The organism is Bacillus sp. N5-665 (assembly GCF_022637375.2).
GTDB classification, from domain to species: Bacteria; Bacillota; Bacilli; order Bacillales; family Bacillaceae_G; genus Bacillus_A; species Bacillus_A wiedmannii.
In genome coordinates this window covers 1,533,965-1,549,786 of sequence record NZ_CP093325.1, presented here as the reverse complement: position 1 = coordinate 1,549,786, position 15,822 = coordinate 1,533,965, and the positions used below count along the sequence as shown (strand labels likewise).

The 15,822-nt window shown below is 36.7% G+C and carries 15 protein-coding genes; 1 reads left to right on the top strand and 14 read right to left on the bottom strand.

The window, feature by feature from the left end; all coding sequences use genetic code 11:
- Nucleotides 1–49 precede the first annotated feature (49 nt).
- Complete coding sequence (locus tag MNO09_RS10555) at nucleotides 50–1,726, bottom strand: DAK2 domain-containing protein (protein ID WP_000027122.1); 1,677 nt, start codon at nucleotides 1,724–1,726, stop codon at nucleotides 50–52.
- Between the two features lie 22 nt (nucleotides 1,727–1,748).
- The gene (locus MNO09_RS10550) at nucleotides 1,749–2,111 is read right to left on the bottom strand and encodes an Asp23/Gls24 family envelope stress response protein (RefSeq protein WP_000021109.1); all 363 of its coding nucleotides are present in this window, start codon (nucleotides 2,109–2,111) and stop codon (nucleotides 1,749–1,751) included.
- Nucleotides 2,112–2,486: 375 nt separating this feature from the next.
- On the opposite strand from MNO09_RS10550, the gene rpmB reads away from it, so the two are divergent.
- Nucleotides 2,487–2,675: a 50S ribosomal protein L28 gene (gene rpmB / locus MNO09_RS10545; protein WP_000124776.1), complete on the top strand. Its 189-nt coding sequence runs from the start codon at nucleotides 2,487–2,489 to the stop codon at nucleotides 2,673–2,675.
- 72 nt (nucleotides 2,676–2,747) lie between these two features.
- Here rpmB and spoVM read toward each other — a convergent pair whose 3' ends face one another.
- The 12 genes from spoVM to coaBC all read right to left on the bottom strand — a co-directional run bounded on the left by spoVM (nucleotide 2,748) and on the right by coaBC (nucleotide 15,692).
- On the bottom strand, nucleotides 2,748–2,828 hold the full coding sequence (gene spoVM, locus MNO09_RS10540; RefSeq protein ID WP_001213599.1) for a stage V sporulation protein SpoVM: 81 nt from the start codon (nucleotides 2,826–2,828) through the stop codon (nucleotides 2,748–2,750).
- A 66-nt stretch (nucleotides 2,829–2,894) separates the two neighbouring features.
- Nucleotides 2,895–3,575: a thiamine diphosphokinase gene (locus tag MNO09_RS10535; RefSeq protein WP_002096352.1), complete on the bottom strand. Its 681-nt coding sequence runs from the start codon at nucleotides 3,573–3,575 to the stop codon at nucleotides 2,895–2,897.
- Nucleotides 3,576–3,674: 99 nt separating this feature from the next.
- Nucleotides 3,675–4,319, bottom strand: a complete 645-nt coding sequence (gene rpe, locus MNO09_RS10530) for a ribulose-phosphate 3-epimerase (protein ID WP_000589962.1) — start codon at nucleotides 4,317–4,319, stop codon at nucleotides 3,675–3,677.
- Nucleotides 4,320–4,321: 2 nt separating this feature from the next.
- The gene (gene rsgA, locus MNO09_RS10525; protein ID WP_001113945.1) at nucleotides 4,322–5,203 is read right to left on the bottom strand and encodes a ribosome small subunit-dependent GTPase A; all 882 of its coding nucleotides are present in this window, start codon (nucleotides 5,201–5,203) and stop codon (nucleotides 4,322–4,324) included.
- Between the two features lie 268 nt (nucleotides 5,204–5,471).
- Entirely contained in the window at nucleotides 5,472–7,445 is a 1,974-nt protein-coding gene (gene prkC / locus MNO09_RS10520; RefSeq protein WP_000904733.1) for a serine/threonine protein kinase PrkC, read from the bottom strand.
- Nucleotides 7,446–7,453: 8 nt separating this feature from the next.
- Nucleotides 7,454–8,206, bottom strand: coding sequence for a Stp1/IreP family PP2C-type Ser/Thr phosphatase (locus MNO09_RS10515; protein WP_000648695.1), 753 nt, complete (start codon nucleotides 8,204–8,206; stop codon nucleotides 7,454–7,456).
- A gap of 4 nt (nucleotides 8,207–8,210) precedes the next feature.
- Nucleotides 8,211–9,299 carry a dual-specificity RNA methyltransferase RlmN gene (rlmN, locus tag MNO09_RS10510; RefSeq protein ID WP_000450539.1) on the bottom strand — a complete coding sequence of 363 codons (1,089 nt, stop codon included), beginning with the start codon at nucleotides 9,297–9,299 and terminating at the stop codon, nucleotides 8,211–8,213.
- A gap of 4 nt (nucleotides 9,300–9,303) precedes the next feature.
- Nucleotides 9,304–10,638, bottom strand: a complete 1,335-nt coding sequence (gene rsmB / locus MNO09_RS10505) for a 16S rRNA (cytosine(967)-C(5))-methyltransferase RsmB (protein ID WP_001249653.1) — start codon at nucleotides 10,636–10,638, stop codon at nucleotides 9,304–9,306.
- Nucleotides 10,635–11,579, bottom strand: coding sequence for a methionyl-tRNA formyltransferase (gene fmt, locus MNO09_RS10500; protein WP_000598793.1), 945 nt, complete (start codon nucleotides 11,577–11,579; stop codon nucleotides 10,635–10,637). Before fmt ends, rsmB begins: the two co-directional genes overlap by 4 nt.
- Nucleotides 11,580–11,602: 23 nt before the next feature.
- Complete coding sequence (def, locus tag MNO09_RS10495; RefSeq protein WP_000279468.1) at nucleotides 11,603–12,073, bottom strand: peptide deformylase; 471 nt, start codon at nucleotides 12,071–12,073, stop codon at nucleotides 11,603–11,605.
- 11 nt (nucleotides 12,074–12,084) lie between these two features.
- On the bottom strand, nucleotides 12,085–14,490 hold the full coding sequence (gene priA / locus MNO09_RS10490) for a primosomal protein N' (protein ID WP_000666706.1): 2,406 nt from the start codon (nucleotides 14,488–14,490) through the stop codon (nucleotides 12,085–12,087).
- A complete protein-coding gene (gene coaBC / locus MNO09_RS10485; protein WP_000911723.1) occupies nucleotides 14,487–15,692 on the bottom strand; it encodes a bifunctional phosphopantothenoylcysteine decarboxylase/phosphopantothenate--cysteine ligase CoaBC in 1,206 nt (401 codons plus the stop codon). The genes priA and coaBC overlap by 4 nt, the downstream gene beginning before the upstream one ends.
- Nucleotides 15,693–15,822 lie beyond the last annotated feature (130 nt).

The window sequence follows — 15,822 nt, the reverse complement described above, 5'->3', positions numbered from 1 at the left end:
TATCCATTAGCAAGTAAGTAATCCATTTATTTTCAAAACGAATTTTTTCTTATTCTACAGAGAAGATGAACGAATACACCGGTTGGTTTCCAGCATGTACTTCTACTTCTGCATCTTCAAAATTCTCTTCTACAAATGCAACTAACTCAGCTACTTCTTCGTCAGTTGCATCTTCACCTTGTAGAATCGTTACAATTTCAGAATCTTCATCAATAAGTGCTTCTAGTAATTGCTTTGCAGCTCCTACTTTTGCAGCATTTGTTGATACGATTTTTCCATCTGCAATACACATGAAATCATCTTTTTGAATCTCTACACCATCAATTTCCGTATCACGTACAGCATACGTAATTTGACCGGTTTTCACATGAGATAAAGCTTCTTTCATGTTTTCTTCGTTCTCTTCTAACGTTCCAACTGGATTAAATGCTAACATTGCAGCCATACCTTGAGGAACTGTTTTTGAACGAATTACAATCACTTCTTGATCCACAACTGACGCTGCTTGTTCTGCTGCCATCACGATATTTCCGTTGTTCGGTAAAATAATGATTTTTTCAGCATTCGCTTCTTCAATCGCCTTCACAATATCCTCCGTACTTGGATTCATCGTTTGGCCACCTTCGATAACTTTCGTCGCGCCAATGCTCTCAAATAAAGTTTTAATACCAGATCCCATAGCAACAGTTACGATACCGTACGGTTGTTTCTCTTTAGACTGGCTAGTTGGCTCAGCCATCATAGTAGGCTCATCTAATAAAGCAGTATGCTGTTCACGCATATTTTCTACTTTAATCTTAATTAAACTACCATAGCGTTGTCCATAATTCATAGGATCTCCAGGATGTTCCGCATGAATATGAACCTTAACAACCTCATCATCTGATACAACAAGTAGTGAATCTCCGTACACACTAATATCTTCACGGAACTTTTGTTCAGAGAAATTATGTTCTTTCATTTTTTCAGGCTCTAATTTCACCATGAATTCCGTACAATATCCATACTTAATATCTTCTGTACTCAATTGGCTTTGTACACTACGGTGATGTTCTGCGCGTACCATGTCATTCATAGATGGTTGGGCAGACACATTAGAAGAAATCGTTTCTCCTTTTAAGTCAGCTAAAAATCCTTCGTATACAACAACAAGACCTTTACCACCGCTATCTACAACGCCAACTTGTTTTAATACAGGTAATAAATCCGGCGTACGATTTAACGATGCATTCGCTTCTTTCACAACGTCTTCCATAAACAAAACAAAGTCGCGCTGTTTTTTCGCAACTGTCACTGCATATTTACCCGTTTCTCTTGCAACCGTTAAAATCGTTCCTTCAATCGGTTTCATAACCGCTTTGTAAGCCGCTTCTACCCCAGCATCTAAAGCTGCAGCAAAATCAACTGTTGTTAATTCTTCTTTTTGCTCAATGGATTTAGAGAAACCACGGAACAACTGAGATAAAATAACTCCAGAGTTACCACGTGCTCCCATTAATAATCCTTTGGCTAAACTTACGCCGACTTTACCAGCATGCTGTGAAGGATTTGCTTTCACTTCACGCGCGCCTGAAGTCATTGATAAGTTCATGTTCGTACCGGTATCGCCATCTGGAACTGGAAATACGTTTAATGCATCAACAAGCTGAACATTATTTGTTAAATTATTCGCTCCTTGCATGATCATTTGTGATAAACGTTTCCCATCAATTTTTTGAATTGACACAGATTTTCCTCCTTAATGCACATTACAAGTTTATTACTTTAACTCCTTGTACGTAGATGTTTACAGAATCTACTGCTAGTCCTACAGTTTGATCTAATGTATATTTCACTTTCGTCTGCACGTTATGTGCTACTTCTGAAATTTTCGTACCATAGCTCACAATAATATACATATCAATATGTACTTCATCTTCATCTTTACGAACAATAACACCTCTAGTGAAGTTTTCTTTTCGTAAAATGTCTGTTAAACCATCTTTTAACTGATTTTTTGATGCCATACCTACGATACCGTAGCAATCTACTGCGGCACCTCCAGCAATTGTTGCAATTACATCTGTACTAATATCAATTTGACCATACTTCGTTTTAATTTCAATTGACATCTCGTTTCCCCCTTCATAAATGGTGAAAGTGAGCTAGACTACTTTAGTTACTATCATATAATCTTTTTAAAGAAAATTCCATCGTTCTTTCTTTTCACTCTCATATTTTATGTTTTAAATCACATTTTTTATGATGAGCAAAATAGTCCATTGTTATTATACAACATGTACCACTATAATATGTCAAGTAATTTTTCTTGATTTCAACTTTTCATCATCGACATATGGTGTCAAGTAATTTTTCTTGATTTCTTTTTTCTACGGTGTTGCATTCTCTTTTTAGTTGTGTTAAATTATAGTAGTGTTTTTAGCATCGCAAAAAAGACTAACATTGAAAAATTACGTATGGTAAGGTATCAAGGGAGGGAAATATAAATGGCTCGTGTTTGTGCTATCACTGGAAGAAAAGCTCGTTCTGGTAACTCTCGTTCTCACGCAATGAACGCTACAAAACGTAAATGGGGCGCTAACCTTCAAAAAGTTCGCGTACGCATCGACGGAAAAGTTCAACGTGTTTACGTTTCTGCTAGAGCATTAAAATCTGGCAAAATCGAACGTGTTTAATAATAAAAAAAAGAGCCGATAGGCTCTTTTTTTACTATGAAAATGGAAAAAGCACCGGTAATAGGTGCTTTTTTAATCTTTTTTGAAGGTATTTAACATGGCACGAACAATTCCACCAAGAAATTTAGGTAACTTAATTGTATAAAATCTCATGGTTTCCCTCCTAATCCCCATTACTCCACTTGTTCACTATATGATGTAAGGAGCAAAATTGTTTCTTTAATCAGTGCTTCTTATCACCATTAATATGCCAGAAGTAAATGAAAAAGTACCTTTTTCCTCAACGAGTTCATTACTAATACAAAGTGTTGATCCCCATTCTATTGTTTTATTAGTTAGAGGATACTTAAAACCAAGTAATGTAATCCCTTCTACTATTTCAGTAACCGGCACAAAAGATACATAAGGGAAATTTTTATTTTCTTCAATTATATGTGTACCCACTTTTTTCACGCTTATTTCATTTTTATTGTCTACAATACACATTTCTATCCCTACTTCTAACCCTCTTAAAAGCATCTGTATATTTGCTAAACCGTGATCCAGCCTTCCACCGGTGGCACCAAAAATACGAATCAATGTCGGATTTTCTTCTAACGCCCAGTTAATCGCAATTTCTAAATCTGTTTGATCTTTTTCACGAGGAACAATATGTAAGTCATTTGTTTGCTGGCCCATCCATACTAATTCCTCTTCAGTAACTGAATCGTAATCTCCAAATGCAACAGCTGGAGTAATCCCTCCTTTTAATAGACGATATACTCCTCTATCAACTGCCGCCCACACTACTTTCTCATTTTCATATCGAGAAAAATCTGCACAATATTCCGCAGGTCCACCCGCTAAAATATGAATAATCATGTTTCCTTCCCCTTCTATTGTAAAAAGGCAATCTGCCATTCGGTAGATTGCCTTTTTACATATTTTTTCTCTATCCTTTATAAATAGTGAAAACTTACTACACTAGCAGTTTCACTAGGATAAAGACTCGTTCATTCATTATCCACGAATGAAACGAATTGCTTCACCACGGTCTTTTTGATTGTATACTGCTGATCCAGCTACAAGTACATTTGCTCCTGCTTCAACACAAAGTCGTGCTGTTTCAGTGTTTACACCACCATCAACTTCAATTTCTACTTCTAGATTGCGCTCTTTAACCATTTCTGCCACTTGTTTAATTTTCGGTAATACAGAATGGATGAATTTCTGTCCACCAAATCCAGGGTTTACTGTCATAAGTAATACCATATCGATATCTTCTAATACATGCTCAATCGTCGAAACTGGCGTATGCGGATTTAATACAACTCCCGCTTTAATGCCATGAGACTTAATTAGCTGAATTGTACGATGCAAATGAGGGCACGCCTCTACATGAACAGTAATAATATCCGCTCCCGCTTTTGCGAAAGTCGGGATATAGTTATCAGGATTTTCAATCATTAAATGTACATCTAATGGTAAAGATGTAATTGGACGGATAGCTTCTACAATTAATGGTCCAATCGTAATATTTGGTACGAAATGTCCATCCATTACATCGACGTGAATGTAATCCGCTCCGCCTTTTTCTACATCTTTAATCTCTTCCCCTAATTTTGAAAAATCTGCTGATAAGATCGATGGTGCAATTTTAATCATAACTAATACCTCGGCTTTCTCTCTCTAATTTCTTCTACGAATTGTTTGTAATTTTTATAACGATATTCTGTAATCTTCCCTTCTTCAACTGCTGTCTTCACAGCACATTTCGGTTCCGAAAGATGTGTACACCCTCTAAATTTACAGTATTGGCTCGCTTCTTTCAACTCTGGAAAACAATATGTAAGATCTTCTACCTCTATATCTATGAAATCAAGTGAACTAAAACCAGGTGTATCTGCAACTAGTCCGCTTCCAACCGCAATTAATTCCACGTGTCTTGTCGTATGTTTCCCGCGTCCTAAATGCGAGGAAATATCATTCGTTTTCAGTTCTAACTCTGGACGTAAAACGTTAAGCATAGAAGATTTTCCAACACCAGATTGCCCTGCAACGACAGAAATACAACCTTCTAAGAATGGTTTTAAAATATCAATACTTTCCGATGTATTTATAGAAGTAAATAATACATCATATCCCATCTCACGATAGTCATTTGCATAAGATTCAACAGTCTCTCTCATTTTTTCATCCACTAAATCCATCTTACTAATGCAAATAATCGGCTTAATGTTATGATATTCAATCAGCACTAAAAATCGATCTAATAGTCCCGGATTAAAATCTGGTTCTACTGCAGAGAAAACGAGAATTGCTTGATCAACATTAGCAATAGGAGGCCTAACAAGTTCATTTTTTCGATCAAATACTTCAAGCACATATCCTTCAGTTGGATTATCTGCTTGAAAGACAACTTGGTCTCCTACCAGTGGCGTAATTTTATTTTTTCTGAACACACCACGCCCACGGCATTGTGTAATCCCTTCTTCATGCTGCACATAATAAAATCCACTTAGAGCTTTTACAATTTTTCCTTCTGGCATATAATTCTCCTTTATTTTGTATAAAGTGAAGCTGTCATTAATATTAAATGGTTTAAAATTCTTTAAATACTTATTTCAAAACCCGTCATATATACAAGTTAATATATTTAATCTACCATCAAATTTAAAATATTATTTATAACAGTATCACTTTTATAGCTTTTTGAATCATATATTTTTGCCTGTTATACAGTCCACTATATGTAGACAGCATAACAGGCAAGAGTAATACATTCCATCCCCTCTAGAAAGAAAATGGAAGTCATTATTATTGAGTTGGGTATGGTACTTCTTTGTCGATAATCGTTACACCATCTCGTACAATTTTATAATGTCCTTTTGTACCTTCTTGAATTACAAATTCTAAAGAAATAGTTGCCGACTCTGAAATTGTTCTAGTTTCAATTGGTCTATCCATTTTTTGTTGCATATCCTCTTTATAAATTTCTATTGTTTGCGGTTTTTTCTCACCAATTATAGAAGACTCATACGGAATAGAAATATTATCCACTTTCACTGTTTTCGTTACTTTCGGCTTAGGCCCCTCTGAGATGATAATCGTCACTTTATCTCCTTCTTTTAACGGCGTTCCTGGTTTTGGAAATTGCGAAATTACAAGTCCTTTATCAACAGTATCGGAATACTCTCGTTTTATATCTGGAGTTAGTTTTCTCTCATTCAAATAACCATTTACGCTATTTTCAGTCCATCCTGAAAAATCACCTGGTCTAATTTGATAAGGACCTTTACTTACCCAAATTTTCAGTTCTTGTTCCGCCTCTACTACCATTTGATCAGGCGTCGGAATTTGCTCTACGATTTCACCTTTTGGCCTATCATTTTCAATATAATTTATTGTAACTTGCTTATATTTTTCTTCTAATTCATTCCTTATACTCTCAAAATCTTTTCCTGTGAGATCACTCATCTTACTTTTCTTTTTTCCACCTGATTGATAGATAGTAATTTTAGAGTTTTCTTTCACGACTCTACCTGCCACAGGGTCTGTTTTTATCACATCACCGGTTTCAACATCATCTGTATATACAATATTAGGTTCCGTAACCTCAAAACCCTTTTCAACTAATTTATTTACTGCTGTCGTATACTTCATACCAGCCACATCAGGGACTTTTACATCTTTTGGAATAAAGAATCCTGGAATAACAGTAAGCGCTAACGTTATTCCAATTGCTAAAAGTAAAAATGTCGTAATTAAAACTTTGATCCATTTATTACTTCGTTTTTTCTTCTTATTTAATTCCGTTTCTTCTTTTCTTTTCTGTTCATCCACTTTACTTCCTTTTAAAACAATTGTTTCATCAGTTACATTTTCGAATAATTGTTCTTGTTGAATAATCGGAATCGCTTTTGTCGCTTCCATATCTTCCGGTATGTAAAATGGCTGCTCATTTATCCTCTCTGGATATAGCGCAGTTTCAATATCTCGTTTCATCGCATTGGCAGATTGATATCGGTGAAACGGATCTTTCGCAGTTGCCTTTAATATAATATTTTCGACACTTTGCGGAATATTTTCATTCCATCTCTTTGGAGACGGAATTTCACTTTGTAAATGTTTTAAAGCTATAGCAACAGCAGATTCGCCAGAAAACGGTTGTCTTCCTGTTAACAACTCAAACATAACGATCCCTAGGGAATAAATATCTGATTGTTTATTTGCTATCCCGCCGCGTGCTTGTTCTGGTGATAAGTAATGCACCGAACCGAGTACCGAATTTGTATGTGTAATTGTTGTTGCACTTGTAGCTGTCGCAATTCCAAAATCTGTTACTTTTATTACTCCATCAGCTCGAATTAAAATATTGTGCGGTTTAATATCACGGTGCACAATTTCAAAATGATGGGCGTGTGCCATGGCGGATGTTAACTGCTCCATAATATCAAGAGCTTCTCCTATAGGTAACATCCCTTGCTCAATTATGTATTGCTTCAATGTTTGTCCTGGTACATACTCCATTACAAGATAATATATACCATCTTCTTCTCCGACATCATACATATTCACAATATTTGGATGCGACAACGTTGTAACAGACTGCGCTTCTCGATGGAAACGTTTAATAAACTCTTCATTATTTGAATAGTCGAGTCTTAATATTTTTACCGCTACATCTCGGCCAAGTATATCATCATGAGCTAAATACACATTGGCCATTCCACCACCACCAATCATTTTCAGCAGCTTATAACGGTCATTTAAGCGTTTTCCAATCAGCACGTTGCACTTCACCTACTTTCGTTTGTCGAACCCGCATAATCAATAAGAACAAGGGTGATATTATCTTCCCCGCCACGATCATTCGCCAATTGAATGAGACGTTGTCCCTTAGTTTCAAGCTGTTCATTTACCTGTAAAATTTGTTGCATATCAGCAATAGAAACTTTGTTAGATAACCCATCAGAGCAAAGAAGTAACTGATCATCTTCCTCAAGCACCAATGTTTTAACATCTAATCCGACTTTTTCTTCTGTTCCTAATGCCCTTAACAAAACATTCTTTTTCGGGTGATATTCTGCGTCTTCTTTTGAAATTTCACCATGTCTTACAAGTTCATTTACAAGTGAGTGATCTTCCGTTACAAGCGAGATTTCTCCCTCTGATACCATATAACAACGACTATCTCCTATATGGCCTATTGTCACAAAGTTTGGCGTACAAATCGCTATTATAAGTGTTGTTCCCATACCATTACATTCTACATGTTGCTTAGAGTACTCATATATACGCTCATTAATAATCCCAACACTCGTATGTAACCACTCTTCTACTTTTTTTGGTTCATTCATATTATGCGTTTGCTTCCAATAATCATGGAATAATTGAATGGTCATCGAGCTAGCTACATCACCAGCTCGATGACCTCCCATTCCATCTGCTACTACCGCTAAAATATTTCCATCTAAATTGTGAAAAACTCCCGCACTATCCTCATTATGTTGACGAACTTTTCCTTTATCTGATAGAAACACGGCTTTCATCTCGTCACCTCGTCTCTTCTTTACGCTCCTTCGCACGTAACTGACCGCAGGCTGCATCAATATCATGACCTTGTTCACGGCGAATTGTTACATTCACTCCACGATCTTTTAACGTTTTTTCAAATAAGAAAATTTGTTCACGTGGGGTACGTACATAATCACGTTCAGGTACGTAGTTTACCGGAATTAAGTTTACATGACATTTTACACCTTTTAAAAGCGCAGCAAGTTCTTCAGCTTGCTCAACTTGGTCATTTTCTCCTCCAAATAAGCCATATTCAAACGTAATACGACGCCCTGTTCTATTTACATAGTATTTAACAGCTTCCATTAAGTCTGGTAGCTTATAAGCACGGTTAATCGGCATTAATTTTGAACGTAACTCTGTATTTGCAGAATGCAATGAAATCGCAAAATTAATTTGCATATCTTCTTCAGCGAACTTATAAATTTTTGGAACAATTCCACTTGTTGAAACTGTCATATGTCTTGCGCCAATATGAATTCCTTTTTCATGGTTTACAATGCGTAAGAATGACATTAAGTTATCATAATTATCAAACGGCTCTCCAATTCCCATAACAACAAGCGAACTTACACGTTCTTCTGTTTCATCAAGTGCACGTTGCACTTCTACTACTTGCGCTACAATCTCTCCAGCCTCTAAGTTTCGTTTTAACCCACCAAGTGTAGATGCACAGAACGTACAACCGATACGGCATCCGACCTGTGTTGTTACACAAATAGAATTTCCATATTCATGTCGCATTAACACTGTTTCAATAGAATAACCATCATATAATTGGAATAAGAATTTAATTGTTCCATCAGAAGATGTTTGTTTTACCAATGTATTTAAAGTAGTAATATCAAAGGAATTCGACAATTTATCGCGTAATCCTTTAGAAAGATTCGACATGTCGTCATAATTTTTTACACGTTTTTTATATAGCCAATCAAAGATTTGTCCTGCACGGAATTTAGGTTCTCCTTGTTCCTTTAACCAATCTTGCATTTCATGAAGTTGTAAAGAATAAATTGATGGTTTTTTCGTTTCTAAATTTTTCTTTTGTTTTCTCACAGTCGTTTCCACGATGCTACACCTTCTTCCTTAAACAAGCAATATAAAAGCCATCTGTTGCAAAATAATGCGGTAAAATTCGCACTTGACCTTCATCAATATACGGATTTAACTTTTCTGGCATGCGATCTTTTATCGTAGTATCCCATTCAAATTCAGGATGCTCTTGTAAAAATTGCTTTATTACTTGTTCATTTTCTATTTTTTCTATTGTGCACGTACTATAAACAAGGCGACCACCTTGTTTTAATAACGGTGCTATTTTTTCTAGTATTGCAAGTTGAATCGTCGATAATCTTTCACTATCGCCTTTATTTTTACCTAACTTAATATCAGGTTTACGTCTAATCACACCAAATCCAGAACATGGTGCATCTACTAATATTTTATCAAATGTTTCATTCGCAAAATGTTCTTGCACTTTTCTAGCATCTAATGCTTTTGTTTCGACATTTTCTAGACCAAGTCTCTCTGCTTGTTGTTTAATTAAACGTACTTTGTGTGCATGTAAATCAAGAGACATAACTTGACCTGTTCCTTTTAATCGCTCTGCAATGTGCGTTGTCTTTCCGCCCGGAGCAGCACAACTATCAAGAACTTCATCTCCCTCATTCGGTTCTAAAGCGCGTGCTACAAGCATAGAACTTTCATCTTGAATAGAAAGAAAACCTTTTTTGAACGCATCTGTATGCGCTACATTCCCTCTTTCAATTTGAATTGCATCCTCTGATAAATCGCCGCGCTTCGCTTCTATACCTTCACCAGCCAACAACTCAATTGCTTCTTCTACTGTTATTTTATCAACATTTACACGCGCTGTTGGTACCGGGGGTAACATGTTCACTTCACACATTTTCTCTGCTGTCTCTAAACCATATTCAGAAGCCCAGTCTTGCACAAGCCACATTGGATGACTTGTTGCAATTGCCAAACGTTCTATTGGATCCTTGATTTCATCTACAGAAGGTACCCCTTCTCTCTGAATCGAACGTAATACCCCGTTTACCATACCAGCAATCCCTTTATGCCCGCGACGCTTTGCAATTTCAACTGCTTCATGAATAGCCGCTCTTTCTGGCACTCGGTCTAAATAAATCATTTGATATAAAGATAAGCGAAGTAATACTCTTACCCACGCCTCAACCTTCTTTTTTAAAAAAGGCTGTAAATAATAATCTAATGTGTCACGACGTTGAATCGTTCCATATACAATTTCAGTTAACAAACCAATATCTTTTCTATCAATTGCATTTTTTTCAATTAGATTATTTAAAAGTAAGTTACTGTATGCACCACTTTTTTCTACTTGAATTAAGCCATCAAGAGCTAACTCACGAACATTTTGTCTCATGCATTTTCTCCTAACTTTGTTCCAATTTCAGGTTTTGTGCCACGTAAAAATTGCGAACAACTCATACGTTTTTTACCAGAAGGTTGCAATTCAGTGATTTTAACACCTGTCTCATTCCCTGTTGCAACAACAAATCCATCTTCTTCAAGAGCTACTATTGTACCTGGTTCAGCTTTCTCTGTAATAGAGACCTTCTCTCCCCACCATACTTTAATAACTTGTCCTGCCAAAGTCGTATAAGCGACTGGCCATGGATTCAATCCGCGAATGTGATTGTATACTTCTTCACCTGTTTTTGTCCAATCAATTTTCTCTTGCTCACGTTTTATATTATATGCAAACGTTACTTCTTCTTCATTTTGTTTAATTGGTTCTAACTTACCTTGAATTAATAAAGGTACTGTTTTAGATAGAAGGTGTGCCCCTGCTTCACTTAACTTATCGAATAAAGAGCCTGTCGTTTCACGCTCTTCAATCTCGACTTCTACTTGCGTTAAGATATCACCAGCATCCAATTTCTCTACCATATACATAATTGTAATACCCGTTTTTTCTTTACCTTCCATAATTGCATAATGGATTGGTGCACCACCACGAAGTTCAGGTAGTAAAGACGCGTGGACGTTAATACATCCATACTTCGGTGCTTCTAAAATTTCATTTGGTACAATCTGACCGAAAGCAGCTGTTACAATTAAATCTGGCTCTAATGCCAAGACTTGTTCATATTCGTCTTTTTCACGAATTCTTAACGGTTGTAACACCGGAATACCATGTTTTTCTGCTTCAACTTTAACAGGTGTAGGTGTTAATACTTTTTTTCTACCTACCGGACGATCGGGCTGCGTCACAACACCTATTACATCATAGCCATCTTCGATAAGACGACGAAGCACCGGCACTGAAAAGTCCGGTGTTCCCATAAATACTACTTTTATCATTTAAAAACCGCTCCTTTTAATACCTATTCTAATTCGTTTTCCTCATAATATCTTGTCACTTTCGATGTAAATAACACACCGTGTAAATGATCGATTTCATGTTGAATTGCACGTGCTAAAAATCCTTCTGCTTCTAGTAAAAATACTTTACCTCGGCGATTTTGCGCACGTACTTTAATATAATCCGCACGTTCCACTTCACCATAAAGTCCCGGGAAGCTTAGACAGCCTTCGGGACCTACTTGTTCACCACGTTTTTCTAGTATCGATGGATTGATTAACTCGATTTTTCCCGTATCATCACCGATATCAACTACCGCAACTTGCAAGCTTACACCTACTTGAGGCGCAGCTAAACCGACTCCGTCCGCAATTAACATTGTTTCATGCATATCTTTCAACAATTTCACTAACTTTTTATCAAAGTTAATTACTCTTTCGCATGGTGTTTCTAATACTTCATTTGGATGCTTTACTATTTCTAAAACTGCCATATTTCCCTCCGCTACATTAACATTGTTGGATTAAAATCAATTGAGATTTGTAGCTCTTTTTGCATTTCTGCTTGATAATGTTCATTTACCATTTTGAGCACGTTCTTTAAGTTTGGTTCCCGTTTGTATTTTATCATGCATTGATAACGATATCTATCTTTTATCCTTGGAATTGCTGAAGCAACCGGTCCTAACACCATTGTTTGCTGCGTGCAGTGTGCCCGTAAATGACCGACAATTTTTTCCGTCACTTGCACTGCCTTTAATAATTCTGGATGAGATACTGTTACAAGTACAACATAGTAATAAGGTGGATATTGTCTTGTTCGTCTCATTTGCATTTCTTGGTCAAAAAACACATCATATTGTTGGTTCTTTGCTAACTCTATACTGTAATGTTCTGGCGTATACGTTTGAATTATAACTTCCCCTGGCAATTCATGTCTGCCTGCTCGTCCACTTACTTGCGTCAATAACTGATACGTCTTTTCACTCGCTCGAAAATCAGGTAAGTGAAGCATCGTATCTGCAGTTAAAACCCCGACAAGCGTTACTTTAGGAAAATCCAATCCTTTCGCAATCATTTGTGTTCCAAGTAGTATATCTGCTTTTTCTTCCCCGAACGCCTTTAATAATTTTTCATGCATTCCTTTGCGACTTGTCGTATCTACATCCATTCGAATAACTCGTGCCTCTGGAAATAGTTTTGTAATTTCTTCTTCTACCTTTTGTGTACCTGTACCAAAGAAACGAATATATGTACTTTGACAAGCAGGACACTCAATCGGCATATTCTCTTCGTGACTGCAGTAATGACATTTTAAACGATGGTTCATTTTATGATATGTCAGCGAGATATCACAATGCGGACATTGTACAACATACCCACAATCACGGCACATAACAAATGTAGAATGACCTCTTCTATTTAAAAAGAGCACCATCTGTTCTTTCTTTTCTAATCGATCTGCTATTTTTTCATGCAATGCCTTCGAAAACATGGAACGATTCCCGTCACGAAGTTCCTCACGCATATCAACAATCTCTACTGTTGGTAAAGCTTGTTTATTCATACGTTTTTCCATCGTTAGTAATTCATACACACCTTTTTTCGCTCTTGCAAACGATTCAAGTGTCGGTGTTGCACTACCAAGAACGATAGGACATTTATGATATTGCCCCCTCCACACAGCTACATCCCTTGCATGATACCTCGGATTATCTTCTTGCTTATAGCTCGATTCATGCTCCTCATCAATAATAATAATTCCTAAATTTTCAAAAGGAGCAAATACAGCTGAACGTGCACCAACTACAACTTTCACTTCTTTTCTTAAAATCTTACGCCATTCATCATATTTTTCTCCAACAGACAGCGCACTATGAAGAACCGCAACTTGCGAGCCAAATCTGCCTTTAAAACGATCTACCATTTGAGGCGTTAGTGCAATTTCAGGAACAAGCACAATAGCTTCTTTCCCTTTCGCGAGCACCGCTGCTATAGATTGTAAATATACTTCTGTTTTTCCGCTTCCTGTAACACCATATAGTAAAAATGGATTGTAAGTTTCATTTGTAATTGATGATAAAATCGGTGCAATAACTTGCTTTTGTTCCTCCGTAAGTGGGAATGGTTTCGTTTGTTCAAAATCATCATCGTCATACGGATTTCGGTACACTTCCACATACTTTTCTGAAATTAGCCCCTTTTTAACAAGTGCTTTAATCGGAGCGTCTGTTATTTGCAACTCTTCTGTTATCACTTTCAACGGCACACTTTTATAATTTTCCACAAAATAATAGAGTACATCTTGTTGTTTTTTACTTTTCAGTTCAAATGCTGCTAATTCCAATTTATCTTCTGACAACTCCGGTTGAACGACTCTTTGTTTCTTCTTTTGCACTTTATCTTTTACCTGATAAACAACTTCAATCGTGCCATTTTTAATTTCTTGTTGAATCGTGCGGTATAGATGCGGCTGCGTCTCAATCGCTTCCCAATCTATCGCTTCTTTGTCCTGAAATAAAAACAGTAGTTCAGGTGCTACTTCTTCTTGTTTACGAAGTTGTAGACGCTTTTTATACGTTGCTTTTATCGCCGTTGGAAGCATGACTTGAAAGGCTGAAATCATATAACATAACGTTTCGCTTGTAAGCCAATATCCAAGCTTTAATAATTCCTCGTTTAAAACTGGTGTTACATCTAATATTTCATGGATTGTCTTTAACTTCTTACTTTCTACTTCAGCCGAATCTTTGATCCCAATAATAAAGCCTTGCAATTTCCTTGGACCAAATGGAACTACTACACGCATGCCTGTCTGGACAATATCTTCCCACTTTTTAGGGATAATATAATCAAATGGTCGATCAGTCTGACGTGCAGGTACATCAACAATTACACTTGCAAATTTCATAGACGATCATCTTCTAACATCATTTCAATTTGCTTTAATATTTCACGAGCAACCTCTTTCTTCGTTAAAAGTGGTAACTCGATAACTTCTCCATCTTTTCTATACATTGTTACAATGTTTGTATCTGTACCAAATCCAGCTCCTTGTGCCTTTACATCGTTCGCAACAATCATATTCGCATTTTTCTCACGTAATTTTTTTGTTGCGTATTCCTCTACCTTTGTCGTTTCAGCCGCAAAACCGATAAGTAACTGTTTATCCTTCATCTCACCTAACGTTTTTAAAATATCTACTGTTCTCTCGAGTTCGATTACAGCATCACCATTTTTCTTTTTCATTTTATTATCATGAACATATTTCGGGCGATAATCTGCAACTGCTGCTGTTTTAATGACAACATCTACGTTTTGATACTGTTGCAGAACTACTTCTAACATATCTTGTGCAGATTCCACTTGTACCGTATTTACATGTAATGGTGGGTTTAATGCTGTCGGTCCCGAAACAAGTATGACATCAGCACCTAAGTTCGCTGCCACTTCCGCAATTGCATATCCCATTTTCCCAGAAGAAAAATTGGTCATAAAACGTACTGGATCAATCTTTTCACGAGTTGGGCCAGCAGTTATTAATATTTTTTTTCCTTGCAATGGTTTTTGTTCGGAAAAACCCTCTTCTAACCGTGCAATAATTGCTTCCGGTTCTTCTAGTCTTCCCTTCGCAACATAACCACACGCTAAAAAACCTTCTCCAGGCTCAATAAATGTATATCCTAACGTTTTTAACGTCATCATATTTTTTTGTACAATTTTGTTTTCATACATATGCACATTCATAGCAGGTGCAATCCAAACTGGGGCTGTAGTAGCTAACAAAGTAGTTGTAATCATATCGTCTGCAATACCACCAGCTAACTTCCCAATACAATTGGCAGTAGCAGGTGCAACAAGTACTACATCTGCCCAATCTGCTAAATCGATATGTGCAATAACAGCTGAGTCTTTCTCATCGAATGTATCTGTATATACGTCATGGCGAGAAAGTGCTTGAAATGTAAGAGGCGTAACAAACTTCATTGCCGACTCACTCATCATTACTTTTACAATAGCACCAGCTTGTGTCAATTTACTAGTTAACGCAGCCGCTTTAAAGACCGCAATGCCTCCTGTTACACATAGAAGTATCTTTTTCCCTTTTAGCATATGGCTCGTCCTCTTTCTTTTTCAAACTTATAATACTGAAACAGAATTCCCAGCTCATCAGTACCAATATTTCTTCCCTATCGTAAAAAAATAACAACCTACTTGTAAATAGGTTGTTACCGTTACATAG